We start from the raw sequence: 23,777 nt of genomic DNA, 5'->3' as shown, positions 1-23,777 counted from the left end.
TAACTTTAAAGAGCCTGTGTGTGGATAATTTTTTTACAGTAATAATTATTTTAGGTGCGCTACTACTTGTTGCTAGCTTAAAAACAACCGTTAAAGTTTGCAAAAAAACATCGCAAAGAGCATGGAGTGTACTGCTATGCGCTATTATTTTTTTTATTATAGGGTATTGGTGGATACTTTATTATTTTTCAAACCACGACATTGCACCCGTCGTTATGAATATGGTGGCTATGTTGTTACTTGGCGGTGGTGGGTTTGTTTTTTTAGTTATTAAACTGAGCTTAAAAAGTATTCTTAAAATAGAGCAAGCAACGCAGTATCAAAAATATCAAACTGAGCACGATAACTTAACAACTCTACCTAACCGCGATAAATTTTTTAAATCTTTAAGTAAACAAGTTGAATATCCTTCCCCATTTTCACTATTTTATATCGACTTAAATAACTTTAAACAAATTAATGATGCGTTTGGGCATCAGTGTGGTGACCAACTTTTGGCTGCATTTGCCAATAAATTAAATAAAGAATTATGCGGCATTGCTAAGTTATATCGAATAGGTGGCGATGAGTTTGCTTTTTTATTGCATACCGATACAGATGAAAGCATGAATTATTGTGTAAACATTATAAACTCAGCCGTCAAAAGTCCGTTTTGTACGAATGAGCAAATGGTTAAAATACAATTAAGTATAGGCGTAAGCCGTTTTCCTGATGATAGCCGATTGCCCGAACAGCTATTAAAAAAAGCTGACTTGGCACTGCATGAAGCTAAAAAAACATTTCAACCTTTGGTAAATTACTCATCTGCAATAGGTAAACGAGCTGAGGACTTTTTTGATTTATCAGCCAAAATTAAAGTGGCATTACATAAAGATGAGTTTGAGCTTTATTTACAACCCATAATGGACTCTAAAGATCTGCAATTACATGGCCTAGAAGCGCTTATCCGATGGCCGCAAGATGATGGTAGCTTTATTAGTCCAGAAAAGTTTATAACCGTAGCTGAGCGTACAGGGCTTATTTTTCCTTTATCGAAATGGGTTGTACAAGAAGCCGTTAATCATATTAGAAAGCTCAAGCTATTTGGTTTCACCGGTACTATACATGTCAACTTATCGACTAAAGATATTGAAAGCAGCGAGTTTTACGATTTTATAATTAGTTTACTCGCAACCGACCCTACATTAAGCGACTCGTTAATTTTTGAAATTACAGAAGGTGCAATGATGACAAATATACCGGCTGCTAGAAAAATGATGCAACAGTTGAGTATGCGCGGGTTTAAATTTAGTGTTGATGACTTTGGTACTGGCTTTTCGTCACTGTCATTATTAAGAGAGCTGCCAATCAATCAAATAAAAATTGATCAGTCGTTTGTCAAAGATATGCTTACTAACTCGCCTGATTACGCCATTGTAGAATCTACATTGTTTTTAGCGAGTCGATTAAATTGCGATGTAGTTGCTGAAGGAATAGAAACTAAAGAGGTAGAACAGGCGTTGTTGAGTCTTAACTGTGATTATTTACAAGGGTATTTATATAGCAAACCAATAAATATAGATGAATTTATAAATGTTTATTTAAGTGCAGAAAAAGTAAGTTGAATTTAATGAGTATTGAGAAGTTTTAGACAGGGGAGTCAAATTGGCTGGGATACCAGGATTTGAACCTGGGAATGCCAGGATCAAAACCTGGTGCCTTACCGCTTGGCGATATCCCAACTATAAATTTGAATTAGTTTTAGTTCTTAATAAGAACATGGTGCGGAAGGAGAGACTTGAACTCTCACAACCTAAGTTACTGGAACCTAAATCCAGCGCGTCTACCAATTCCGCCACTCCCGCATCACTAAGTTGCTAATTTAAACTCTAAGCTAGAGCAATTCTTTTATCCAACTTTCCTTGGTAGAAGAAGTTGGCTGGGATACCAGGATTTGAACCTGGGAATGCCAGGATCAAAACCTGGTGCCTTACCGCTTGGCGATATCCCAACAAAGAATTCTTTTATAATTTTAGTTCTTATCAGAACATGGTGCGGAAAGAGAGACTTGAACTCTCACAACCTAAGTTACTGGAACCTAAATCCAGCGCGTCTACCAATTCCGCCACTCCCGCATCAACAATTTGCCAATTTAAACTCTAAGCTAGAGCAATTCTTTTATCCAACTTTCCTTGGTAGAAGAAGTTGGCTGGGATACCAGGATTTGAACCTGGGAATGCCAGGATCAAAACCTGGTGCCTTACCGCTTGGCGATATCCCAACAAAGAATTAATGATAATTTTATTTCTTATCAAGAAATGGTGCGGAAAGAGAGACTTGAACTCTCACAACCGAAGTTACTGGAACCTAAATCCAGCGCGTCTACCAATTCCGCCACTCCCGCATCGTTTGTACAATAAAGTACAGGTAGTTATTTTAAACTCTTCATTGAGCTGCAATTTAACTCTTGCAGAGCCATTTCTAAAAGAAGAAATGGTGGCTAAGACGGGATTTGAACCTGTGACCCCATCATTATGAGTGATGTGCTCTAACCAGCTGAGCTACTTAGCCATTGTTGGCTGGGATACCAGGATTTGAACCTGGGAATGCCAGGATCAAAACCTGGTGCCTTACCGCTTGGCGATATCCCAACAATAACAATTGATAGTTTTAATTCTTATCAAGAATTATGGTGCGGAAGGAGAGACTTGAACTCTCACATCCTAAGATACTGGAACCTAAATCCAGCGCGTCTACCAATTCCGCCACTCCCGCACACAAGGTAGTTATTTTAAACTCTTCATTGAGCAACAAAAAAATAATGGTGGCTAAGACGGGATTTGAACCTGTGACCCCATCATTATGAGTGATGTGCTCTAACCAGCTGAGCTACTTAGCCATCTTTTTTTGTTAGCACTTCATCGCTGAGTGCGGGGCGTATTATGCTGATATGACCCAAATTCGTCAACACCTTTTTTGCAAAAAAACACTTAACTGTGTTTGTTTGCAGGAAAATTAAGCTAAGCGGCTAAATTTTAATAAAAATGATGATTTTTTGAGTGCAATTCACATACAAAATTTGTCGCTAAATAAAAAAAGCAAAAACCAATAGTTTGAAGCTGTTTGATTATTCGACAAATTATTACGCTCTGGTTAAATCTTAACATTAATTTGTTTAAGAGGTACTTATTATTGAGGTTTGATCTTCTGCGCAGTGTGTTTTTTAAATTAAACGTAGGCATTTAGGTTGGGGCTATATCAATTTTATAAGTTTATAACGTTGGAGGTACAAAAAAGGCTCGTAAAAACGAGCCTTTAAAATTATTACCAATGCTAATTTGGTTTAATTTGACTTATACGTTGAACAAGAAGTTCATTACATCGCCGTCTTTAACAATGTACTCTTTACCTTCTTGACGCATCTTACCTGCTTCTTTTGCGCCGCTTTCACCTTTAAAGGCAACAAAGTCGTCAAAAGCAATCGTTTGCGCACGAATAAAGCCACGCTCGAAGTCGGTATGGATTTTACCCGCTGCTTGTGGCGCTGTTGCACCTACAGGGATTGTCCATGCACGCACTTCTTTAACACCCGCAGTGAAATAAGTTTGTAATTGTAATAATTCATAACCACCACGAATAACAAGATTAAGACCGGGCTCTTCTAAGCCAAGATCAGCCATAAACTCAAGCTTGTCTTCATCATCTAATTCTGAAAGCTCAGATTCGATAGCAGCACATACAGGAACAACAATCGCATCTTCTGCTGCAGCAATAGCGCGTACACGGTCAAGGTATGGATTATTTTCAAAACCATCTTCAGCAACGTTTGCAATATACATAGTTGGTTTAATAGTTAAGAAGTTGATAGAGCTGATTGCTGCTTTTTCTTCTTTAGTTAATGCTAAAGCGCGTAAAGTTAAGCCTTCATCAAGATGCACTTTTACTTTTTCAAGTACGGCATTTTGCTCTTTGGCGTCTTTATCACCACCTTTTGCTTTTTTTGCGTTACGGAAAAGGGCTTTTTCAGCGCTATCCATATCAGCAAGTACTAACTCAGTGTTGATTACGTCAATATCGTCAGCAGGGTCAATAGTGCCTGCTACGTGAATGATGTTTTCATCTTCAAAACAGCGAACTACGTGGCCAATTGCATCAGTTTCACGAATGTTAGCTAAAAACTGGTTACCAAGGCCTTCACCTTTAGATGCGCCTTTTACCAAACCAGCAATATCTACAAATTCCATACTAGTGGTAAGAACTCGTTGAGGATTAACAATTTTAGCAAGTTCGTCTAGACGAGGATCTGGCACAGGTACCACACCTGTATTAGGCTCAATGGTACAAAAAGGAAAGTTAGCGGCTTCAATACCCGCTTTAGTTAGTGCATTGAAAAGCGTTGATTTACCTACGTTAGGCAAGCCAACGATGCCACATTTAAAACCCATAGTAAGATACCTTGTTTAGAATTCGTTTAAACGGTGTACTTGGACCCAAGTTACTAGGGTTTAAACGAATGTAGTCTGTTTTGTGCTTTTAACACACCATCTTTTGCAAGTATTTCCATGCAACGAACTGCTTCATCAACAGCAGCATCCATTTTTTCTTGGTCTTCTTTGGCCGCTTTTCCAAGCACCCAACCAGTTACCATTTCACGATGCCCCGGATGACCTACACCAATGCGCAAGCGCATAAAGTCTTTTTGATTTGCCATTTTTGCAATAATGTCTTTTAAACCATTATGACCGCCATGCCCGCCACCTTTTTTTAATTTGGCAACGCCTGGGTCTAAATCCAATTCGTCATGGGCAACTAAAATGTCCTCGACAGGGATTTTGAAAAAATTAGCTAAACTACTGACCGCTTTACCACTTAAATTCATGTAAGTAGTGGGGATCAATAATTTGAATTCTTGGCCTTGAATGATCACTTTGCCTGTAAGGCCGTGATATTTAGGATCGTGTTTTAGAGTGCAGTTATAGCGTGCAGCGATTTGCTCGATGAACCAAGCACCTGCATTGTGGCGTGTGTTTGCGTATTCGGGGCCTGGATTAGCCAGGCCCACAAGCATTTGAATAGAATTCAAGGTTGCGAGACCTTAAATATTATTCTGCTGCTGCAGCGTCGTCTTCAACTGGAGCTGCTTTGTTTGCTTTGATAGTCAGGATAGACTGATCATGGCCTTCGCCTTTAGCTAAATCTACAGAGCTAACGCCTTTAGGGAAAGTTAGGTCAGAGATATGAACTGAATCGCCAACAACAAACTTAGAAACATCTACTTCAATGAATTCTGGAAGTGCTTTTGGAAGACACGTAATTTCAACTTCAGTTAACTGGTGAACAACAGTTGCGCCAGCTTTAGTTACAATCTCTTCACCGATGAAGTGTAGAGGAACTTTAGTTTGAAATTTATGAGTAGCATCTACACGTTGGAAATCAAGGTGAGTAAGCTTAGGCTTGAATGGGTGACGTTGGATATCTTTTAAGATTACTTCAACAGCTTCGCCATCAACGTTAAGCGTAAGGATATGCGTGTAGAAACCTTCGTCTTCTTGAGCTTTGATCATATCTTTATGAGCAAAAGTAAGAGATAAAGCTTCTTTATCAGCTCCGTAAAGGATTGCAGGAACTTTGTCTTCGCGACGTAGGCGGCGGCTCGCACCAGTACCAGTTTCTACGCGAAGTTCAGCGTTATACGTATAAGTTTTGTTAGACATGATGTCTCCAGTTATTTAAATGTGTAGGGCCTTTGCGACCAAGGTCCCTAGCCAAAAGGCGCGCTATCATACCACCACGCCCAGATAAAATAAACATCGCTTACAAAAAAAGCGCCAAAAGGCGCTTTTATATTCAGGAATGTTTAATTTTAGTGTTCAAACATCGCTGAGATAGATTCTTCGTTACTAATACGACGAATAGTCTCTGCTAACATGTCAGCAAGCGTAAGTACCTTAACTTTATCAAGGGCTTTAAGCTCATCAGATAGCGGAATTGAGTCAGTTACAATTACTTCATCAATCATTGAGTCACGTAAGTTTTCGGCTGCTTTACCTGAAAGGATAGGGTGTGTTGCGTATGCAAATACACGCTTAGCGCCATGTTCTTTAAGTGCTTCTGCGGCTTTACACAATGTACCACCGGTATCAATCATATCATCTACGATAATACAATCACGACCTTCAACGTCACCAATAATGTGCATTACTTGAGAAACATTTGCTTGAGGGCGACGTTTATCAATGATTGCTAAATCGGTATCGTTTAGTAGTTTTGCAATTGCACGAGCACGTACAACACCACCAATATCTGGAGATACAACAACGACGTCTTCAAAGTCGCGTTCTTTCATATCTTCAAGTAATACAGGGCTGCCAAATACGTTATCTACAGGTACATCAAAGAAGCCTTGGATTTGTTCAGCGTGTAAATCAACCGTAAGAACACGGTCAACACCAACACTTGATAAGAAATCTGCAACAACTTTAGCGGTAATTGGAACACGAGCAGAACGTACACGACGGTCTTGGCGCGCATAACCAAAATAAGGAATGACGGCAGTAATACGACCTGCAGATGCACGACGTAGAGCATCAACCATAACGATAAGTTCCATCAGGTTATCGTTTGTAGGGGCACAGGTTGATTGCAAGATAAAAACGTCCGAGCCACGAACATTTTCATTTATTTGAACACTGATCTCACCGTCGCTAAAACGGCCAACAACAGCATCGCCTAATTCAATATATAAACGTTTTGCAACTTTTTGAGCTAACTCAGGTGTTGCGTTACCAGCGAAGAGCTTCATGTCAGGCACGGTAGGGTTCCTCAGGCACTGAATATTTGGACTAACGGGCAATGATAAATATCACTGCGGGTTAACTTATGATTACTTGTACGTTACTTCATTGATCGAATATGGCGGTTAACTCCGTATGAGCAGGTGAGACATTTGCGCTTGAAGCCACAAAACCCTGCCAAGTATGGGGGAGATTTTCAAGTACATCTTGTGCTTGAACTTGGCTAGCAAATTCGACAAAACAACATGAACCTGTTCCGGTCATCTTCGACGGTGCGTATTTTAGCAACCACTGGAGGGTTTTTTCAACCTCGGGGCAAAGCTTTTTAACTAAAGGCTCACAATCGTTGGTCAAAGTATGGTGTTTCCAGTCGCCTATTATTTTTGGTGTGTCGCGTTTTAAATCTGGATGTGTAAATATTTTTGCAGTACTTACATGTTGGTTAGGGTGTACAACGCAGTACCATTTTTGTTCAAGTGTTACGTGGTGTAGTTTTTCACCAATACCGTGCGCTATGGCGCTTTGACCTTGTATGAACACTGGAACATCTGCCCCTAACTTGAGCCCTAATTGAGCTAGTGTTTCTAAATTTAGTGCCAATTTCCATAACTTATTTAGGGCTAATAAAGTACTCGCTGCGTCAGATGAACCTCCTCCAACACCGCCCCCCATCGGCAAGCGCTTAATTAAATTTATTTTTACACCCAAAGAGCTTTTACAGTGTGTTTGTAATAATAAAGCCGCTTTATAGATGAGATTATCATTTAGAGGGATGTCTTTAGTATCACCATCGACAGAAATACTCCCATCTGTTGTTAACTCAAAATGCAGCTCATCACCAAAATTTAAAAAAGTAAATAAGGTTTCAAGTTCATGATAGCCATCTTCTCGGCGAGCATTAATATGTAAAAATAAATTGAGTTTTGCCGGAGCAATAAGTGAAAAAGAGGTTTTGTTATTCATACTTATTTAAACTGCCAATCGTATAGTTGAATTTTAATTTTTATTTGTTGGTGCTTTAACGTCAGTTTAGTAGGTAACCAGTAACCTGCGTTTTGTACATAAGTGCCATAATCTATTTGCCATTTTTTGCCTGTATTATCAAACCATAATACTTGCTTTGCACGCCCAAGCTCATCAACAATTAAACTTTCATCGTCAATAGTGCCTTTGAGCCAGTTATCGGCATTATCAACCGGTAGTGTAAAACCCGTTAATCGTTTTAAAAGCTCTGCAGCGTTAGTATCAAAGTATTGTTCACCGTCAAACTCTAATTCAGCACCGTTAGCTGTTTGTTTAAGCGACAAAATACGAGTACCAATAAAAGTAGTCAGTATTAAATTATTGGAATTTGTTGTTTGCTGCCAATTTAAGTTTGCAGATTGACGCTCTTCTGGGCTAATAAATGCAAGTTTACCTTCTACTTGCCAAGTTTTTTGAGCAGCTAAACGTGGTTTCCAATCATCATAAAGTGTTGTTTTTGTATCAATTTGATGAGCACAGCCACCTAAAAACAAAAAAAACATGAATAAAATCAAATATTGTCGAATCAAATGTTGTTCCTTACTTTCCATATTCCGCTGATTTTTGGTAAAATTACCGCCTTTGAAGTAGGGCTCAGCAATATTTGGCAAATATGACCATAATAGCACTAGGTATAAATCACAAAACCGCATCCGTAGAATTACGTGAAAAAGTGGCTTTTTCGCCTGAGCAAATTTCAGAGGCGTTGCAACAATTAAGTGGCCATGCCGACTTTAATGAAGCGGTTATTGTGTCTACCTGCAATCGAACCGAGATCTATTGTAGCCTCGCTCAGCAAAATTCCCAAACACTGTTGAGCTGGCTTGCCAGTTTCCATGGTTTGGATGAACATGAACTGAGCAAAAACATTTATTGTTACGAAGATAACGATGCTATTAATCACTTAATGCGCGTGGCGTGTGGGTTGGATTCTTTAGTGTTGGGCGAACCGCAAATTCTGGGGCAAATAAAGCAATCGTTTTTTAGTGCTAAAAACCACGATGCAGTAGGTGTTACGTTTGATAGGTTGTTTCAAAAAACATTTTCGGTAGCGAAACAAGTTAGAACTGAAACCGATATTGGCGCAAGTGCGGTATCGGTAGCGTTTGCTGCAGTTAACTTGGCAAAGCATATTTATGGCAAGCTTGATAAGACCAATGTGTTATTAATTGGCGCAGGTGAAACCATTGAATTGGTTGCTAAACATTTATACCAAAATGAGCCTCAAAATATCACTGTTGCAAATAGAACTATTGAACGAGCTCGTAATTTAGCTGACGAAGTGTCGGCAGATGTGATTGCTTTGGCGCAATTGCCTGAGCGTTTGCATAAAGCCGATATAGTGATTAGTTCTACAGCCAGCACTTTGCCTATTATTGGTAAAGGGGTGGTTGAGCAGGCGCTAAAGCAGCGACGTCACAAACCTATGCTATTTATAGATATAGCGGTTCCCCGTGATATAGAAAGCCAAGTTGGGGAGCTAGATGCTGCCTATTTATATTCCGTTGATGACTTACAAACCATTGTAAGCGAGAATATGGCAGCGCGCGAGCAAGCTGCACAGCAAGCGCAAATAATTATTACTGAGCGCACCAAAGAATTTGCAATGTGGATGCGTTCACTCGATTCGGTAGATTTAATCCGCCATTATCGAAACGATGTACAAACAATTAAGTCTGAACTTGTAGAGCGTGCTGTTAGTCAGCTCAATACAGGTAAAGATGCAGAAAAAATTATATTAGAGCTCGCCAATAAATTAACCAATCGCTTAATGCACGCGCCTACCCGTGCAATACAAGATGCAGCGAAAAAAGGTGAAGTGGCGCAGCTAAACCAGTTGAAAAAAATGTTAGGTATTGATCAGGAATAACCGTTAAATGAAAGAGTCTGTTTATAATAAATTAGAAACCTTAGTAGAGCGTTACGAAGAAGTACAAGCGCTGCTAAGCGACCCGTCGGTCATTAGTGATCAAAACCGTTTTCGTGCGCTTTCAAAAGAGTATTCTGAGCTTGAAGAGATTGTAAAAACGTTTTTAAACTATAAAGAAACGCAAGACGATTTAGCCAGTGCAGAAGAAATGCTTAAAGATTCTGACCCTGAAATGCGTGAAATGGCGCAAGAAGAATATAAAGAAGCAAAAGCACAAATACTAGTGATTGAAGATCAAATTCAAGTATTAATGTTGCCAAAAGATCCGCGAGATAACAACAACGTGTTTGTTGAAGTACGTGCAGGGACGGGCGGCGATGAAGCGGCTATTTTTGCTGGTGACTTATTTCGTATGTACAGCCGCTACGCAGAAAATAAAAAATGGAAAGTAGAAGTTGTAAGCACCAATGAAGGTGAGCATGGCGGTTACAAAGAAGTTATTGCAAATATCAGTGGCGAAGGCGTTTACGGTCAATTAAAGTTTGAATCAGGCGTACACCGCGTACAACGTGTGCCAGAGACTGAATCACAAGGTCGTGTTCATACCTCAGCGTGTACTGTTGCGGTTATGGCAGAAGTACCAGAAGCTGAAGCGATACAAATCAATACAGCAGATTTAAAAGTTGATACATTTCGTGCATCAGGCGCAGGTGGTCAGCACGTAAATAAAACTGATTCTGCTATTCGACTTACACATATACCTACCGGTGTTGTGGTTGAGTGTCAGGATCAGCGTTCGCAGCATAAAAACCGCGCTAAAGCGATGTCAGTACTTGCAGCTCGACTGCAACAAGCTGAAGATGAAAAACGCCATGCGGCAGAAGCTTCTGAACGTCGTGACTTGGTAGGTAGTGGCGATCGTTCTGAGCGTATTCGTACTTATAACTACCCGCAAGGTCGTATTACCGATCACCGTATTAACTTAACACTTTATCGTTTAAACGAAGTGGTAGCCGGTGATTTAAGTGCGATTATTGACCCATTAATGCAAGAGCATCAAGCTGACTTACTTGCGGCCATGGGCGACGAGTAATTGTGGCTCACACTCTTGAACAAGCAATTGCTGCAGGTGCTGACTTATTAGCATCTAGCAGCGAAAGTGCTAAATTAGATGCACAAGTTTTACTTCTTCATATACTTCAAAAACCTCGCAGTTACCTTTTTACTTGGCCAGAACATGTGCTTAGTGATGAGCAACAATCGCAATTTAATGTATTTATCCAAAGACGTTTAAAAGGTGAGCCCGTAGCCCATATAACTGGGCTGCGTGAATTTTGGAGCTTATCGCTTGAAGTTAACGCAACGACCCTAATACCTCGACCAGATACTGAAACATTAGTCGAGCAAGCACTTGAAATAGCGCTACCCGCTACAGCAAAGGTGCTTGATTTAGGCACTGGTACTGGTGCAATAGCGTTGGCACTGGGTAGTGAAATGCCTAGTTGGCAAATTACTGCAGTAGATAGAGTAAGCGATGCAGTTGCACTTGCTACACGTAACCAGCAGCGATTAGCGATTAATAATGTACATGTTAAACAAAGTAACTGGTTTAGTGAGTTGCATGGCGAAAAATTCAATTTAATTGTCACGAACCCTCCTTATATAGAAAGTAGCGATATACATTTAAATCAGGGTGATGTGCGCTTTGAGCCTTTATCGGCATTAGTGGCTGATGATTGCGGAATGTCTGATATTAAACAAATAATTACACAATCACGTGACTATTTGTCATCTAATGGCTATCTTTTAATAGAACACGGTTTTGAGCAAGGTGAAGCTGTACGTCATTTTTTTGAAAAAATGGCGTTTGTTAATATTAAAACAGTGAAAGACCTTGGTAACAATGACCGTGTAACACTTGCACTGTGGCCCTAGAGAATAATAATTGCCTACTAGTGCGTTAAATAATGCCATGAAGGAATTTCGACTATGATGGGTGATTTTTTATTTTCAGATGAACCAGAAGAAACAATCGATGAGATTGAACACGGTACCTGGAAAGTATTAATCGTTGATGATGAACCTGAAGTACATGCTGTTACAAAACTAGCACTGAGTGATTTTGAATTTCAAAATAAACGCTTAGAGTTTATTAGTGCCTACTCAGGTGCTGAAGCGAAAGAGCTCATAAAAGAGCATCCAGATGCCGCTATTGTGCTACTTGACGTGGTAATGGAAACCGACGACGCTGGTTTGCAGGTTGCTAAGTTTATTCGTGAAGAAGCTAAAAATAATCATATACGGATTATTTTAAGAACAGGCCAACCTGGCCAGGCACCTGAACGTCAAGTCATTATTAATTATGATATTAACGATTACAAATCGAAAACGGAGCTAACGGCTCAAAAATTATTTACTGTTATTATGTCGAGCCTACGCTCGTATCGGGATATTATTTCGATTGAGCAGTCACGCGAAGGGCTTGAGAAAATAATTATAGCGTCTCGTGATATTTTTTCTGCGCATTCAATAGAGCACTTTATTGAAGGCGTTATGCAGCAATTAACATCTTTATTGGGTATTGCTGATCAAGCTATGTATGCCACCACTTTAGTTGCACAAAATCCAGAACATGAAAAAAATAAAAAACTAATAGTTTGCTCTGGCACTGGCGATTTTGAAAAAAGTGAAGGTAAAGAGCTTGATGAGGTATTACAAGCTGAGCAGTTAAGTGCGTGTCATCAGGCGCTTAATGATAAAAGTATCATTTATAAAGATAATTACTTATTTGCGTACTGCAGTAGTGAGTACAATCATAATTCAATGCTGTTCATATCAGGTGTCCCAAAGGATTTAACGGATACTCAGCGTCATTTAATCAAAATATTTTCTCAAAATGTGCAACTTGCCTTTGAAAATGTGCAGCTTCAGTCTGAAATAGAAGCGACACAACAAGAGCTTGTTTATAGGTTAAGTGAAGCAGTAGAGCAGCGCTCAACCGAGACAGGTAATCATGTTAAACGTGTAGCACATATTTGTCATATTTTAGCTGAGGGCTATGGTTTATCTAAACATGATGCAGATTTAGTAAGGTTGGCGTCTCCTCTTCATGATGTAGGTAAAGTGGGTATTCCTGATGCGATTTTAAACAAACCAGCAAAGTTAGAACCTCAAGAATGGGAAGTGATGAAAACCCATACTGATAAAGGCTATACTATTTTAAAAGACTCTCCCCATGAAATTGTGAGTACAGGTGCAATTATTGCAAAAGAGCATCATGAAAAATGGGATGGGTCTGGTTACCCACAAGGTCTAAGCGGAAACGCAATTAATGTATTTGGTCGCATAGTCGCACTTGCTGATGTATACGATGCACTTCGCCATAAACGGTGTTATAAAGAGCCTTGGACATTACAAAATGTGGTTGATGAAATTAATGCTGAAAAAGGCACACATTTTGAACCAAAAATGGTTGAAGTATTTAACGAAAAGCTTGATGAGTTAGAGGCGGTTCTTAGCCGTTTTCCTGATTAAATTTTTATAAAACAGAAGTACAGGGGCATATGGATTATTTAGCAGTAAAGCACTCGCACATGGCAATTGCGATGTTAAGTGTAATATTATTTTATGTTTGCGCTTTTTCGCGAATGGGCAGTGGTAAATTAGCAAAAAATAAAGCGGTAATGATTGGTAGTCACAGTATAGATACTTTATTGTTAGTGTCTGCACTTACGCTTATATTTATGGCTAAAATTAATCCGTTTGAACAATATTGGCTATTAGAAAAAATAGTTTTAGTGGTTATATACATTGGTATTGGGGCTAAAAGCGCCAGACAAACTAAAATGGCGGCTAAAGTTTCTTACGTTTTAGTTAACACTGCTGTTATTTTAGCGATAGGTTATTTAGCGACGTCTAAATCAGCTTTTTTGCTTTAAGTAATACCTGACTATTTGAGCTTTATAGTTGTTTTGTAAAGCTCAAATACAACTCCCTCTCAGAAAATATTCAAATACACCTCTATATTGGTATATAGCTTTAAAGTTAGGTAAACTACGCCTTCGTTTTCTAAAATGTTGCAGTATTAATGACTACCCTCGGGTTTGACGAACACGATGAATCTTATCTTGATGATGCTTACGATGAATTTACACCTCCAGCGATTTACCGCTGTATTAAAGCAGAGTCAAAGTGGGACCCTCAGATAGATTTAACACCATGTTATGAAACTTTAACTGACTTTGAACAGCAAATTTCAGCGCTGTGTTTAAAAGTGAGTGATGAGCACGATCGCCTCGAAAAATTATTAGATATGTTTTACAGTGATTGGCTATTTAGTGCATCAGGTTTAAAAGTGCCTGAATATAAATTAAATACATTAAGCTATACGCTTTCTATGCGCAGTGGTTCACCTACAACACTGGCAATTATACTTTGTCATTTTTTACAACAAGCTAACTGTGACGCGAACCTTAGTCTTACCCAAGGTGATGTTGGCGTACATGTGGCGATTAGTGATGAAGAAGGCTACATAATAGAGCCAAGCAGTGGACAACAAAGTTGGTATATTATCCCTGAAAACGCAGATGAAGATGATGGTCAAGAGCAAGAGCCACTAGAACTGATTTTTGATGACGAAGTATATAAGTTATTTTTAGCTCAGCAAAAATGGTCTTTCATTAGCGAAAATAAATTTGGTCATGCTTTAACCTGTGTAGAGATGCTAATGGAGTTAATAGGCGACGACCCGTATGAGAGACGCGACAGAGGTTACTTATTAAATCAGCTCGGTTGCCCTAAAATGGCACGTGATGATTTACAGTTTTTTGTAGATGAGTGTCCGGACGATCCTGCAATAGAGATTATTCAACACCAAATAGAAGAACTAGAAGATAATAATAAAACGCACCATTAAGAATAGGAATAATTATGGTTGAAACTCAAAGCGCATTAATTACAAATGATGCCGTTGTGCTTGGTTTGCTTGCTATTATTTTGGGGTTTATTTTTAAAACCTCAAACAGTGAGCGTCCAGCTTTAAAACGATTTTATAAATACGTACCTGCTTTATTGCTGTGTTACTTTTTACCTTCGTTATTAAATACCTTTGGTATTGTAGATGGTAATAAATCTAATGTTTATTATGTGGCTTCGCGCTACTTACTACCTGCCTGTTTGATACTACTTACCATTAGTATTGATTTAAAAGCGATTATTAACTTAGGACCTAAAGCACTTATTATGTTTTTAGTGGGTACTTTAGGCATTGTTATTGGTGGGCCATTAGCTATTTTAGTAGTGAGCGCATTTGACCCAAGTATTGTTGGTGGGCATGGACCAGATGCCGTATGGCGCGGTATGACAACTGTTGCAGGTAGCTGGATTGGCGGTGGTGCTAACCAAGCATCAATGAAAGAAATGTTTGAAGTTGGTGGTGATATATTTTCTGTAATGATTACAGTCGATGTAATTGTCGCTAATATTTGGATGGCTGTTTTATTGTTAATGGCAGCAAATCATAAAAAGATTGATGCAGCGACGGGTGCTGATACAAGCGCAATTGAAGATTTGAAAAAGCGTGTGGAAGAATATCATGCAGAACATGCACGCATTCCAACTCTTAATGATTACATGACGCTGATTGCAATTGCATTTGGTATAACTGGCTTAGCACACTTTTGCGCTGACTTTTTGGGGCCGTACTTTGGCACTACTTATGAATGGGCAAAAGAATACAGCTTAAACAGTAAATTCTTTTGGCTAATTGTTATATCAACAACGATTGGTATAGGCTTATCGTTTACTAAAGTGAGGCAAATAGAAGCGTTTGGCGCTTCAAAAGTAGCTTCTAGCTTTTTGTATATTTTGGTTGCATCGATTGGTTTACACATGAATGTAACCGCTATTTTCAATAACCCTGGGCTATTTTTAGTGGGTGCAATTTGGATGTTAGTGCATGCAAGCATCATGTTAATTGTGGCTAAACTGATTAAAGCACCGTTATTTTATATGGCTGTGGGTTCTCAGGCTAATGTGGGCGGCGCAGCGTCAGCACCTGTTGTAGCATCAGCGTTTCATCCGTCATTAGCGCCTGTTGGTGTCTTGTTAGCTGTACTGGGCTACGGTGTGGGTACTTATATGGCTTATATTTGTGGATTAATGATGCAAGCAGTTGCACCTTAAGGAATTTAAATGAAAGACCAAATTATTAAAATTAATGAAATTGAACTTGCAAACAATAAACCGTTTGTATTGTTTGGTGGTATTAACGTATTAGAATCTCGCGATTTAGCAATGCGTGTTGCAGAGCATTACGTAGAAGTTACGACGAAACTAAATATTCCTTATGTATTTAAGGCCTCATTTGATAAAGCTAATCGCTCTTCAATCAATTCGTACCGTGGTCCAGGTATGGAAGAAGGTTTAAAAATATTCGAAGAAATTAAAAACACGTTTAAAATTCCACTAATTACTGACGTACATGAACCGCATCAGGCTGCACCTGTTGCAGAAGTTGTTGATGTAATTCAGTTACCTGCTTTTTTAGCGCGTCAAACAGATTTAGTTGTGGCGATGGCTAAAACAGGTGCAATTATTAATGTGAAAAAACCACAGTTTTTAGCGCCACATGAAATGCGTCATATCATTACTAAATTTAATGAAGCTGGTAATAACAACGTAGCTCTTTGTGAGCGTGGTTCTAGCTTTGGTTACAACAACCTTGTGGTTGATATGCTGGGTATGGATGACATGAAGGCAATGGCACCTGTTATTTTTGATGCAACACATGCGTTACAACGCCCTGGTGGACGAGCTGACTCTGCTGATGGTCGTCGTGCACAAGCTGCAGAGCTTGCTCGAAGTGGCATGGCGCTAGGTATTGCAGGTTTATTTATTGAGGCGCATCCAAATCCTAACGAAGCTAAATGTGATGGCCCATGTGCGCTAGCGCTTAGTAAGTTAGAAGGCTACTTAACGCAAATGAAAGCGGTTGATGATTTAATTAAAAGCTTTGCCCCACTTGATACAAGTGCAAGCGATTTATAATTAAGCATGATGTTTATTAAAAGGCGACTCAGGTCGCTTTTTTTATGCCTTTAATATACACAAACTTATATGATGTATATAATCTCACGCATAAGAAAAACTAATTCTAAGCTTGGTTATTATGTCAAGACGGGTACCTCCATTAAACGCATTAAAAGCCTTTGAAGCGGCTGCTCGCCATTTAAGTTTTACAAAAGCAGCAGAAGAGCTCTATGTAACGCAGGCGGCAGTAAGTCATCAAATAAAAACACTTGAAGAGCATTTAGGTTTGAAGCTGTTTTTACGTAAAAACCGCTCTTTATTATTAACTGAAGAAGGCCAAGGCTATTTTTTAGATATTAAAGAGATTTTTACTCAGCTTATTGATGCAACTGAAAAGCTATTAGCTCGTGGCGCTAAGGGCTCCCTAACGGTAAGCCTAACCCCAAGTTTTGCTATTCAGTGGTTAGTGCCTCGTTTGAGTTTGTTTAATGAGTTACATCCAGAGATAGATGTGCGAATAAAAGCTCAGGACCAAGATGAAAACTCACTCACTGATGACGTAGATATTGCTATTTATTATGGAAGGGGTCATTGGAATGGCGTACAAGCGTACAAGCTTCATACCGAATATTTAGTACCACTTTGTAGTCCTATGTTATTAAGCGGGTTAAAGCCGCTTGATCAACCTAGTGATTTAGCGCATCACACACTATTACACGACACTACACGTAAAAACTGGAAAACGTGGATGAAAACCGCAGGCGTGCGTAACATCCAGGTAAATCAAGGGCCTATATTTAGCCACTCCTCTATGGTGTTACAAGCAGCGGTACATGGACAAGGTGTGGCAATTGGCAATAGTGTATTAGCTAAACCCGACATAGACGCAGGGCGTTTGGTAATTCCGTTTAATCATAGCCTAGAGAGTAAAAATGCGTATTACTTAGTGCTTCGTGAGTCGCAAACAGAGCTTGGTAAAATAGTTTCGTTTAAAGAGTGGATGCTGAGCTTAGTAGAGCATGAGCAAGAACATGAGTATTAATAATGATTGAATGGTTTAAAAGCACGGAGCAACCTGCAATAGCACAGTTTATATTTGCACATGGCGCAGGTGCTGGTAGCGATTCTGACTTTATGCAGCACATGGCAAAATTAATAAGCGAGCAGGGTGTTGATGTTGGTTTATTTGATTTTGAATATATGCAAATCGCTAAACAAACTAATAAACGCAGGCCTCCTGAGCGAGCACCAAAGTTACTTATTTATTATGAACGAGTGCTAACGAATGCGCAGCCAGATTTACCGTTGTTTATAGGTGGTAAATCGATGGGCGGTCGCATGGCATCAATGCTTGCATGTAGTACAGAGCAAAGCCTTTCAGGTGTTATAGCATTTGGTTATCCATTTCATCCGCCGGGTAAGCCAGAAAAATTACGCACCGATCATTTTGCTGATATTGTTTGCCCTTTTTTAGTATTACAGGGCGAGCGAGATACATTTGGTACACGTGAAGAACTTCTTACTATGAAAATGCCAAAGCAGCCTTTGTTTACTTGGCTGAGTGATGGCGATCATTCATTAAAACCACGTAAAAAAAGTGGCGTAACTGAGCTGCAAAATAGAGAAACAGCAGCGTTAAGTGCCGTTGAATTTATTAAGCAACAAATTGAGATACGTTAAGACTTGAGCAGGGGGTTAGATGATTAAATTATTTTTAATGACCGGTAGTATTTTTTGTATGCTTTCGGTGATGTTAGGTGCATTTGCTGCCCATGGTTTAAAAAGCCGCTTATCGGAGTATTCATTAGGCGTTTTTAAAACGGCTGCTGAGTATCAAATGGTACATGGACTTGCACTTATTGCGGTGGCTATTTTAATTAAATGGGGCATAAACCTGAGTTGGGCTGGTGGCTTTTTTATAATGGGCACACTACTTTTTAGTGGTAGTTTATATTTACTCGCTCTAACAGGAATGAAGTGGCTTGGGCCTATAACACCGCTTGGTGGGCTGTGCTTTATTATTGGTTGGATTGTTATTTTAGTGCAAGTTGCACGATTTAAGTTTTAAAGAGTTTAAGGGTTAATATGTCTAGTGTTGTGATTTTTTGTCGTAGTGGTTTTGAAAACGATGCCGCTGCTGAAATAACGTTTCATGCTGCAGAGCAAGGTTTTGCAGGGTATGTAAAAGCAAAACCAAATACAGGTTATGTTGTTTACGAATGTTTTGAAGCGCATCACAGCGACGAAATAATCAAAAAAGTTGATTTTAAAAACATGGTGTTTGCACGTCAATGGTTTGCCGGCACATTACTTGAAAACATGCCAGTAGAGGACCGTGTGAGCGCAGTAGTTGAAGCTGCTAAAGATTTTACATTATGCTCAGAACTGCGCGTTGAAACGCCAGACACAAACGAAGGCAAAGAGCTTTTAACGTTCTGTAAAAAAATCTCAACACCGCTTAAAAAAGCCCTCGAAAAACAAAATACTGTACTACGTGAGCCAAAAGCAAATCGCCCAGTAATGCATGTCATGTTTTTAACAAACAATACGGCTTATGTTGGTTACTCGTATAGCTTTAATAATTCTCCATTTTTCATGGGTATTTTGCGCCTTCGTATGCCAAGCGATGCACCGAGTCGCTCAACGTTAAAACTCGATGAAGCATTTAACGTATTTATACCTGAGCAACAACGCGAGTCACGCGTAGCTGCCGGTATGCGCAGTGTTGATTTAGGTGCATGCCCAGGTGGTTGGACTTATCAGCTTGTACGCCGTGGTATGTTTGTAAGTGCGATTGATAACGGCCCAATGAATGACGATTTAATGCAAACTGGGCAAGTTAAACATTTTAGAGCCGACGGTTTTAAATATCGCCCAGAAAAAAGAAATATTACTTGGTTAGTGTGCGATATGGTGGAAAAACCGACCAAAGTGACTACGCTAATGATTGACTGGGCAGTAAATGCATACGCAAAAGAGTTTATATTTAACTTAAAGCTGCCTATGAAAAAACGCTTTGATAGTGTTTATGAATGTCTTTCGATGATCAGAAAAGAGCTTGAGAAACAAGGTATCAATTACGAGTTGCAAGCTAAACATCTATATCATGATCGTGAGGAAATAACCGTTCATTTAAACGTTACTAAGGTGCCACAAAATTTGTATAGTTAATATGTAGAGGCTAAAAGTGGTAAAAAACAATATTAATAAATGGCTAAGTTTACTTTTTTTATCACTTTTAATCACAGGTTGTGGCGGGGGAGGCGAAAGTAGTGATACAACTACGCCCTCTGGTAACGCTGCGCCCAGTGTTACGCTTTCAGTTAGCAGTAACGTTATTACTTCTAATCAATCATTTACTATTACAGCGCTTGCAAGAGATAGCGACGGACAAATTGCCAGCTATCAATGGCAACAACTTAGCGGGCCCGAGTTTACGTTTACCTCTAACGGTAACACGCTTACAGCCACTGCACCTAGTGTAACAACCGATACGACCTTTAGCTTTTCGGTTACAGTTACTGACAACTCAGGTGCTACTGCACAACAAGTTTTTTCAGGCACTATCACCTCTCAAAATAATGCTCCTACAGTTAATATAACAGGCCCAAGTAGTGCACTTGCCAGCACACAAGTTAGTTTAGTTGCTAACGCTCAAGATACAGATGGCACTATAAGTAATATTAATTGGATTCAGTCTGCTGGGGACAACGTTGAGTTTTCACAAACTGATGGAGTCCTTAGTTTTACCGCCCCTAATGTATCTGAAAATACAACACTAGGTTTTAGCGTAACCGTAACTGACAATGCAGGTAAAAGCGCTCAAGCGAGTAAAACGGTTTTAATTAATCAAGTAAATAGCGCGCCAACAGTCATTGTTACAGGCCCTGAAGAAGCTGAAAAAGGTGACAGTGTAACCTTAGTTGCAGATGCACAAGACAGCGATGGTAGTATTAATAGCATAACTTGGCAGCAAATAAGTGGTCCTGTAGTTGAACTTACTCAAACACAAACAAGCATTAGCTTTAATGCGCCCACTGTTTCACAAAATACCAATGTTACATTTGTGGTTACTGTAACCGATGACGATAACGCTACAAATAGCGCTCAAAAAACAGTTGTAGTATTAGCACCAAACAATCCACCAACTGCAGATGATGTAAGTATTAGCGTGCAATATAATCAAGCCACAGAATTTAGTTTAGTAGTTAACGATGCCGATAACGATACCGTTCAGATTGATTTTGGTGATGATTTAAATGGTGCACAAATTAGTGTTATTGATGCACAAGCCTTACTTTTTAGCTACACGCCTCCTGCAAACAGTATCACTTCACAAAGCTATACGTTAACTGCGTCTGATTCAAAAGACACAACCGAATTTACCCTGAATATTACTGTGGTTGATTCAACGCCCGCTACAATTAGTAATGTAACACCCCAAAGTAATAATGACCCAGTTCTTGTAGATAGCCCTGTTAGTATTACATTTTCAGATATTATGCTAACGAGCACTTTAGCAGTTAATTCTAGTAGTGGTGCTTGTACAGGAAGTGTACAAGTGTCAGCAGATGATTTTACTACTTGCTTGGCCTTAAATATTGAAAGTTTGTCGGGTACTACTAGTGACACAAGTACTTATTTTCATACTGTAAATGTAAGCGCAAGCTTTAATGAAGATACCCAATATATTGTCCGTGTTACAGCTGATTTAACTAATTTTGATGATACGGCCATTGAAACGCAAACAGCTACTTCTTTTACTACCTCTAGCCAAGATATAAAAATAACGGAAGTTTCTTCTGTGCAATTTAGTAACGACTTACCTTGGATTGAAATTTATAACGGCACAGGGGCTGCTGTAAACTTACAGAGTTATTCGCTTAAATCCCGCAGTATTAATATGATTAATAGCTCGACTAGTGCGCAGACAACTTTTTCACTGCCCAATAAAGAGCTTGAAAATGGTGAGTACCTTATTTTACAAAGTAAGTTTGGAGATGATTTTTTAGTAAATGCGTCAGTTAACAACCCTAAAATAGCGCTTGTAGGTAATGCTAGTGATGAAATTAGACCTTATTGGTACATAAACGGTTTTGTAGAATTACTTAATAGTGCAGGTACACAAACAATCGACTTTGTAAAATTTGGTAACTCAGTACAAGAACCAGTAACGCCATCACAATGGCAAGGTAGTAACGCAGAGCAAATCATCTCCGAGCAAGGAGGCAGCTTAAAGCGCGATCTTAATGCGAAAGACACTAATCAAAGTACTGATTGGAGTTATTCTGTGTTTAACACACCCGCTGGGCCAAACAATATCAATTGCACAATAGATGATGATGAGGATGGTATTCCTGATTGCGCTGAGCAACAGGGTACAACATTCGCGGGTTTACCACTTTATGAGTGGGGGGCGCGTACCGCACAAAAAGATATATTTATTGAAGTTGATTATATGGACAGCAGTGATGTAGGTATTACTCCACATCGAACAGCACTTGAAAAAGTAGCCACTGTTTTTGCAGAAAAAGGCTATACAGTCCACTTTGACGTAGGTGATTTGTTTGATCAAAATACAAATACAGCACCGCAAAACTTTGATTTAGGTGGCGGAGATCTTGTCCCTTTTAATAGCTATACCCCGTTTGAATACGATTTAAGTAGCCCTAATTTATTTGCTTATAAAATGGAATATAGCGATATAACTCGCAGGCCCATTTTCCATTATTTATTAATGGCAAGTAGTGGTAACGAAGACGGTAGTATTAGTGGTTCGGGTATTGCTGAGATAAGCGGTAATGATTTAATGGTAACTATGGGGGGCTGGGGTTTAACGCTTGATACGCAAGTAGCAACCAATGTAACTTATAATTATCAAGCATCAACAATATTTCATGAGTTAGGTCATAACTTAGGTTTATACCATGGCGGTGATGAAGAAGTTAATTTTAAGCCTAATCATTTAAGCTCTATGAATTATTTATATCAATTAGCGGGTTTATCAACAATAGGTAATAACGAAGGCGATCGCTACTATGAGCGTTTTTACCCAGGCAATGCTAGTTGCGATATTGCACCAAATACTAATAGTCATTTAGGCTCTACGGATGATTTTATTATTGATTATTCAAATGGTAGTTCAGCAGATTTAAATGAAAGCACCATACTTGAAGTACAGGGGTTAAATAGAAATAGCTCACTACCAGTTGATTTTAATTGTAATGCAATTAACACCGAAAGCTTAACCAGCTTTGATACTAACCAAGATAATACAATATCAATACTGAGTGATGTAGATGAGTGGAGCATGCTTAATTTACAGTTTTATATGCAAAGTGCAGGTAATCGATTTGGCGTGCCAAATACAAATAACAGTAAGGTGCATAATTTACAAAGCTCGCCTGCTAATATTGAAACGCTGCCCAGTTATATAAAAGAAGCACAGCCAAGTAGTGCAATTATTGCTGAGTTAAAAGCAATTAAAGAGCAATAGTATGAAGCCAATGCTAAGCACTAAGTTTATTATCTTGAGTAGTTTTTTTAGCTTACTAATAGCGTGTAGCGATACTAACAATGCACGTGAGTGGTTACTAAAAAATGATAATTTGTATTATAAAAATACAGCTGTTGACTGGCGAATTGAATCAGTAAAGGGCTGTAATACATGCGTTATAAGCCAAGATGTTGTTTATCAGCCTGAAGGTATTAGTCGTTATAATACGTTAATGCAGAGCCAGAATTGGGTCGCGGTACATGAACTAAGTAAAATCAATGTCATTCGTTTAAAGATGCCAGACCAAACACCTTATTTATACGTAGAGCGTGTAAAAGGTCAAATACTAAAGCTGTTTGATCAGCAGCAAAACTACAGTATAAAAATTGGTGAAGTTACAGCCGTTAATATTAATAATCAGCGCTTTAGTATTTTGATTAAAAAATTTGAAGAAGTAGATAAACAAAGCGATGCATTACCAAGGCGTGCATCGCTTGAGTTTATTGCTTTAAAAATAGATTAAAAAGCACCTTAGGTGCTTTTTAATCTAGAATGCGGTGTCCTTCGGATATTGAAAAAGTTAGCA

The 23,777-nt window shown here is 39.0% G+C and carries 21 protein-coding genes and 10 tRNA genes; 15 read left to right on the top strand and 16 right to left on the bottom strand.

Translation table 11 applies throughout. From position 1 onward, the window contains the following. Positions 1 to 20: 20 nt before the first annotated feature. Complete coding sequence (locus AC5NT5_RS11315) at positions 21 to 1,604, top strand: putative bifunctional diguanylate cyclase/phosphodiesterase (protein WP_494514088.1); 1,584 nt, start codon at positions 21 to 23, stop codon at positions 1,602 to 1,604. A 41-nt stretch (positions 1,605 to 1,645) separates the two neighbouring features. Here the strand turns inward: AC5NT5_RS11315 and AC5NT5_RS11310 are convergent. The 16 genes from AC5NT5_RS11310 to lolB all read right to left on the bottom strand — a co-directional run bounded on the left by AC5NT5_RS11310 (position 1,646) and on the right by lolB (position 8,326). Then, a tRNA-Gln gene (locus tag AC5NT5_RS11310) sits at positions 1,646 to 1,720 on the bottom strand. 39 nt (positions 1,721 to 1,759) lie between these two features. After that, positions 1,760 to 1,844, bottom strand: a tRNA-Leu gene (locus tag AC5NT5_RS11305). Positions 1,845 to 1,915: 71 nt separating this feature from the next. Further along, positions 1,916 to 1,990, bottom strand: a tRNA-Gln gene (locus AC5NT5_RS11300). 39 nt (positions 1,991 to 2,029) lie between these two features. Continuing rightward, positions 2,030 to 2,114, bottom strand: a tRNA-Leu gene (locus AC5NT5_RS11295). 71 nt (positions 2,115 to 2,185) lie between these two features. Then, positions 2,186 to 2,260 (bottom strand) — tRNA-Gln (locus AC5NT5_RS11290). 38 nt (positions 2,261 to 2,298) lie between these two features. Further along, positions 2,299 to 2,383 (bottom strand) — tRNA-Leu (locus AC5NT5_RS11285). Positions 2,384 to 2,473: 90 nt separating this feature from the next. Beyond that, positions 2,474 to 2,550, bottom strand: a tRNA-Met gene (locus AC5NT5_RS11280). A gap of 5 nt (positions 2,551 to 2,555) precedes the next feature. Continuing rightward, positions 2,556 to 2,630 (bottom strand) — tRNA-Gln (locus AC5NT5_RS11275). Between the two features lie 39 nt (positions 2,631 to 2,669). Continuing rightward, positions 2,670 to 2,754: transfer RNA gene (locus AC5NT5_RS11270), tRNA-Leu, on the bottom strand. A gap of 47 nt (positions 2,755 to 2,801) precedes the next feature. Then, positions 2,802 to 2,878: transfer RNA gene (locus tag AC5NT5_RS11265), tRNA-Met, on the bottom strand. A 454-nt stretch (positions 2,879 to 3,332) separates the two neighbouring features. After that, a complete protein-coding gene (gene ychF / locus AC5NT5_RS11260) occupies positions 3,333 to 4,424 on the bottom strand; it encodes a redox-regulated ATPase YchF (protein ID WP_002958547.1) in 1,092 nt (363 codons plus the stop codon). A gap of 53 nt (positions 4,425 to 4,477) precedes the next feature. Further along, a complete protein-coding gene (pth, locus tag AC5NT5_RS11255) occupies positions 4,478 to 5,062 on the bottom strand; it encodes an aminoacyl-tRNA hydrolase (RefSeq protein ID WP_002958548.1) in 585 nt (194 codons plus the stop codon). A 19-nt stretch (positions 5,063 to 5,081) separates the two neighbouring features. Next, a complete protein-coding gene (locus AC5NT5_RS11250) occupies positions 5,082 to 5,693 on the bottom strand; it encodes a 50S ribosomal protein L25/general stress protein Ctc (RefSeq protein WP_002958549.1) in 612 nt (203 codons plus the stop codon). 149 nt (positions 5,694 to 5,842) lie between these two features. After that, positions 5,843 to 6,790: a ribose-phosphate pyrophosphokinase gene (locus AC5NT5_RS11245; RefSeq protein WP_002958550.1), complete on the bottom strand. Its 948-nt coding sequence runs from the start codon at positions 6,788 to 6,790 to the stop codon at positions 5,843 to 5,845. Between the two features lie 88 nt (positions 6,791 to 6,878). Continuing rightward, on the bottom strand, positions 6,879 to 7,736 hold the full coding sequence (gene ispE / locus AC5NT5_RS11240) for a 4-(cytidine 5'-diphospho)-2-C-methyl-D-erythritol kinase (protein ID WP_494514089.1): 858 nt from the start codon (positions 7,734 to 7,736) through the stop codon (positions 6,879 to 6,881). Positions 7,737 to 7,738: 2 nt separating this feature from the next. After that, a complete protein-coding gene (gene lolB, locus AC5NT5_RS11235; protein ID WP_033020640.1) occupies positions 7,739 to 8,326 on the bottom strand; it encodes a lipoprotein insertase outer membrane protein LolB in 588 nt (195 codons plus the stop codon). 83 nt (positions 8,327 to 8,409) lie between these two features. Between lolB and hemA the strand changes: the two genes are divergently transcribed. From hemA to AC5NT5_RS11165, 14 genes are all read left to right on the top strand, one after another. Continuing rightward, positions 8,410 to 9,666, top strand: coding sequence for a glutamyl-tRNA reductase (gene hemA, locus AC5NT5_RS11230; protein ID WP_175413900.1), 1,257 nt, complete (start codon positions 8,410 to 8,412; stop codon positions 9,664 to 9,666). Between the two features lie 7 nt (positions 9,667 to 9,673). Next, positions 9,674 to 10,759, top strand: coding sequence for a peptide chain release factor 1 (gene prfA, locus AC5NT5_RS11225; RefSeq protein WP_002958554.1), 1,086 nt, complete (start codon positions 9,674 to 9,676; stop codon positions 10,757 to 10,759). Positions 10,760 to 10,761: 2 nt separating this feature from the next. After that, positions 10,762 to 11,601, top strand: a complete 840-nt coding sequence (prmC, locus tag AC5NT5_RS11220) for a peptide chain release factor N(5)-glutamine methyltransferase (RefSeq protein ID WP_149602955.1) — start codon at positions 10,762 to 10,764, stop codon at positions 11,599 to 11,601. 54 nt (positions 11,602 to 11,655) lie between these two features. Continuing rightward, the gene (locus tag AC5NT5_RS11215) at positions 11,656 to 13,200 is read left to right on the top strand and encodes a response regulator (RefSeq protein WP_024595292.1); all 1,545 of its coding nucleotides are present in this window, start codon (positions 11,656 to 11,658) and stop codon (positions 13,198 to 13,200) included. A gap of 29 nt (positions 13,201 to 13,229) precedes the next feature. Then, positions 13,230 to 13,604, top strand: a complete 375-nt coding sequence (locus AC5NT5_RS11210; protein WP_494514090.1) for a SirB2 family protein — start codon at positions 13,230 to 13,232, stop codon at positions 13,602 to 13,604. A gap of 149 nt (positions 13,605 to 13,753) precedes the next feature. Next, entirely contained in the window at positions 13,754 to 14,581 is an 828-nt protein-coding gene (locus AC5NT5_RS11205) for a tetratricopeptide repeat protein (protein WP_002958558.1), read from the top strand. Between the two features lie 14 nt (positions 14,582 to 14,595). Next, the gene (locus AC5NT5_RS11200) at positions 14,596 to 15,849 is read left to right on the top strand and encodes a DUF819 family protein (protein WP_024595290.1); all 1,254 of its coding nucleotides are present in this window, start codon (positions 14,596 to 14,598) and stop codon (positions 15,847 to 15,849) included. A 9-nt stretch (positions 15,850 to 15,858) separates the two neighbouring features. After that, positions 15,859 to 16,713, top strand: coding sequence for a 3-deoxy-8-phosphooctulonate synthase (kdsA, locus tag AC5NT5_RS11195; protein ID WP_002958560.1), 855 nt, complete (start codon positions 15,859 to 15,861; stop codon positions 16,711 to 16,713). Positions 16,714 to 16,834: 121 nt separating this feature from the next. Continuing rightward, complete coding sequence (locus AC5NT5_RS11190; RefSeq protein ID WP_002958561.1) at positions 16,835 to 17,737, top strand: transcriptional regulator GcvA; 903 nt, start codon at positions 16,835 to 16,837, stop codon at positions 17,735 to 17,737. 2 nt (positions 17,738 to 17,739) lie between these two features. Continuing rightward, positions 17,740 to 18,375, top strand: a complete 636-nt coding sequence (locus AC5NT5_RS11185; protein WP_024605424.1) for an alpha/beta family hydrolase — start codon at positions 17,740 to 17,742, stop codon at positions 18,373 to 18,375. Between the two features lie 19 nt (positions 18,376 to 18,394). Beyond that, positions 18,395 to 18,763, top strand: a complete 369-nt coding sequence (locus tag AC5NT5_RS11180; RefSeq protein ID WP_024595287.1) for a DUF423 domain-containing protein — start codon at positions 18,395 to 18,397, stop codon at positions 18,761 to 18,763. 17 nt (positions 18,764 to 18,780) lie between these two features. Then, positions 18,781 to 19,866, top strand: a complete 1,086-nt coding sequence (gene rlmM / locus AC5NT5_RS11175) for a 23S rRNA (cytidine(2498)-2'-O)-methyltransferase RlmM (protein WP_024605425.1) — start codon at positions 18,781 to 18,783, stop codon at positions 19,864 to 19,866. A gap of 16 nt (positions 19,867 to 19,882) precedes the next feature. Beyond that, the gene (locus AC5NT5_RS11170) at positions 19,883 to 23,191 is read left to right on the top strand and encodes a PKD domain-containing protein (protein WP_494514091.1); all 3,309 of its coding nucleotides are present in this window, start codon (positions 19,883 to 19,885) and stop codon (positions 23,189 to 23,191) included. Between the two features lies 1 nt (position 23,192). After that, entirely contained in the window at positions 23,193 to 23,714 is a 522-nt protein-coding gene (locus AC5NT5_RS11165; protein ID WP_278382449.1) for a hypothetical protein, read from the top strand. Positions 23,715 to 23,777 lie beyond the last annotated feature (63 nt).

The organism is Pseudoalteromonas sp. J2K-J599 (genome assembly GCF_059295115.2).
This window is presented reverse-complemented; position numbering and strand designations above follow the sequence as displayed.

What these genes read in the sequence shown, in the direction of transcription:
- ychF (WP_002958547.1), bottom strand. Translation starts at nt 4,424, where the DNA reads ATGGGTTTTAAATGTGGCATCGTTGGCTTGCCTAACGTAGGTAAATCA.
- AC5NT5_RS11250 (WP_002958549.1), bottom strand. Translation starts at nt 5,693, where the DNA reads ATGTCTAACAAAACTTATACGTATAACGCTGAACTTCGCGTAGAAACT.
- ispE (WP_494514089.1), bottom strand. Translation starts at nt 7,736, where the DNA reads ATGAATAACAAAACCTCTTTTTCACTTATTGCTCCGGCAAAACTCAAT.
- hemA (WP_175413900.1), top strand. Translation starts at nt 8,410, where the DNA reads ATGACCATAATAGCACTAGGTATAAATCACAAAACCGCATCCGTAGAA.
- prfA (WP_002958554.1), top strand. Translation starts at nt 9,674, where the DNA reads ATGAAAGAGTCTGTTTATAATAAATTAGAAACCTTAGTAGAGCGTTAC.
- AC5NT5_RS11215 (WP_024595292.1), top strand. Translation starts at nt 11,656, where the DNA reads ATGATGGGTGATTTTTTATTTTCAGATGAACCAGAAGAAACAATCGAT.
- AC5NT5_RS11210 (WP_494514090.1), top strand. Translation starts at nt 13,230, where the DNA reads ATGGATTATTTAGCAGTAAAGCACTCGCACATGGCAATTGCGATGTTA.
- AC5NT5_RS11205 (WP_002958558.1), top strand. Translation starts at nt 13,754, where the DNA reads ATGACTACCCTCGGGTTTGACGAACACGATGAATCTTATCTTGATGAT.
- AC5NT5_RS11200 (WP_024595290.1), top strand. Translation starts at nt 14,596, where the DNA reads ATGGTTGAAACTCAAAGCGCATTAATTACAAATGATGCCGTTGTGCTT.
- kdsA (WP_002958560.1), top strand. Translation starts at nt 15,859, where the DNA reads ATGAAAGACCAAATTATTAAAATTAATGAAATTGAACTTGCAAACAAT.
- AC5NT5_RS11190 (WP_002958561.1), top strand. Translation starts at nt 16,835, where the DNA reads ATGTCAAGACGGGTACCTCCATTAAACGCATTAAAAGCCTTTGAAGCG.
- AC5NT5_RS11185 (WP_024605424.1), top strand. Translation starts at nt 17,740, where the DNA reads ATGATTGAATGGTTTAAAAGCACGGAGCAACCTGCAATAGCACAGTTT.
- AC5NT5_RS11180 (WP_024595287.1), top strand. Translation starts at nt 18,395, where the DNA reads ATGATTAAATTATTTTTAATGACCGGTAGTATTTTTTGTATGCTTTCG.
- rlmM (WP_024605425.1), top strand. Translation starts at nt 18,781, where the DNA reads ATGTCTAGTGTTGTGATTTTTTGTCGTAGTGGTTTTGAAAACGATGCC.
- AC5NT5_RS11165 (WP_278382449.1), top strand. Translation starts at nt 23,193, where the DNA reads ATGAAGCCAATGCTAAGCACTAAGTTTATTATCTTGAGTAGTTTTTTT.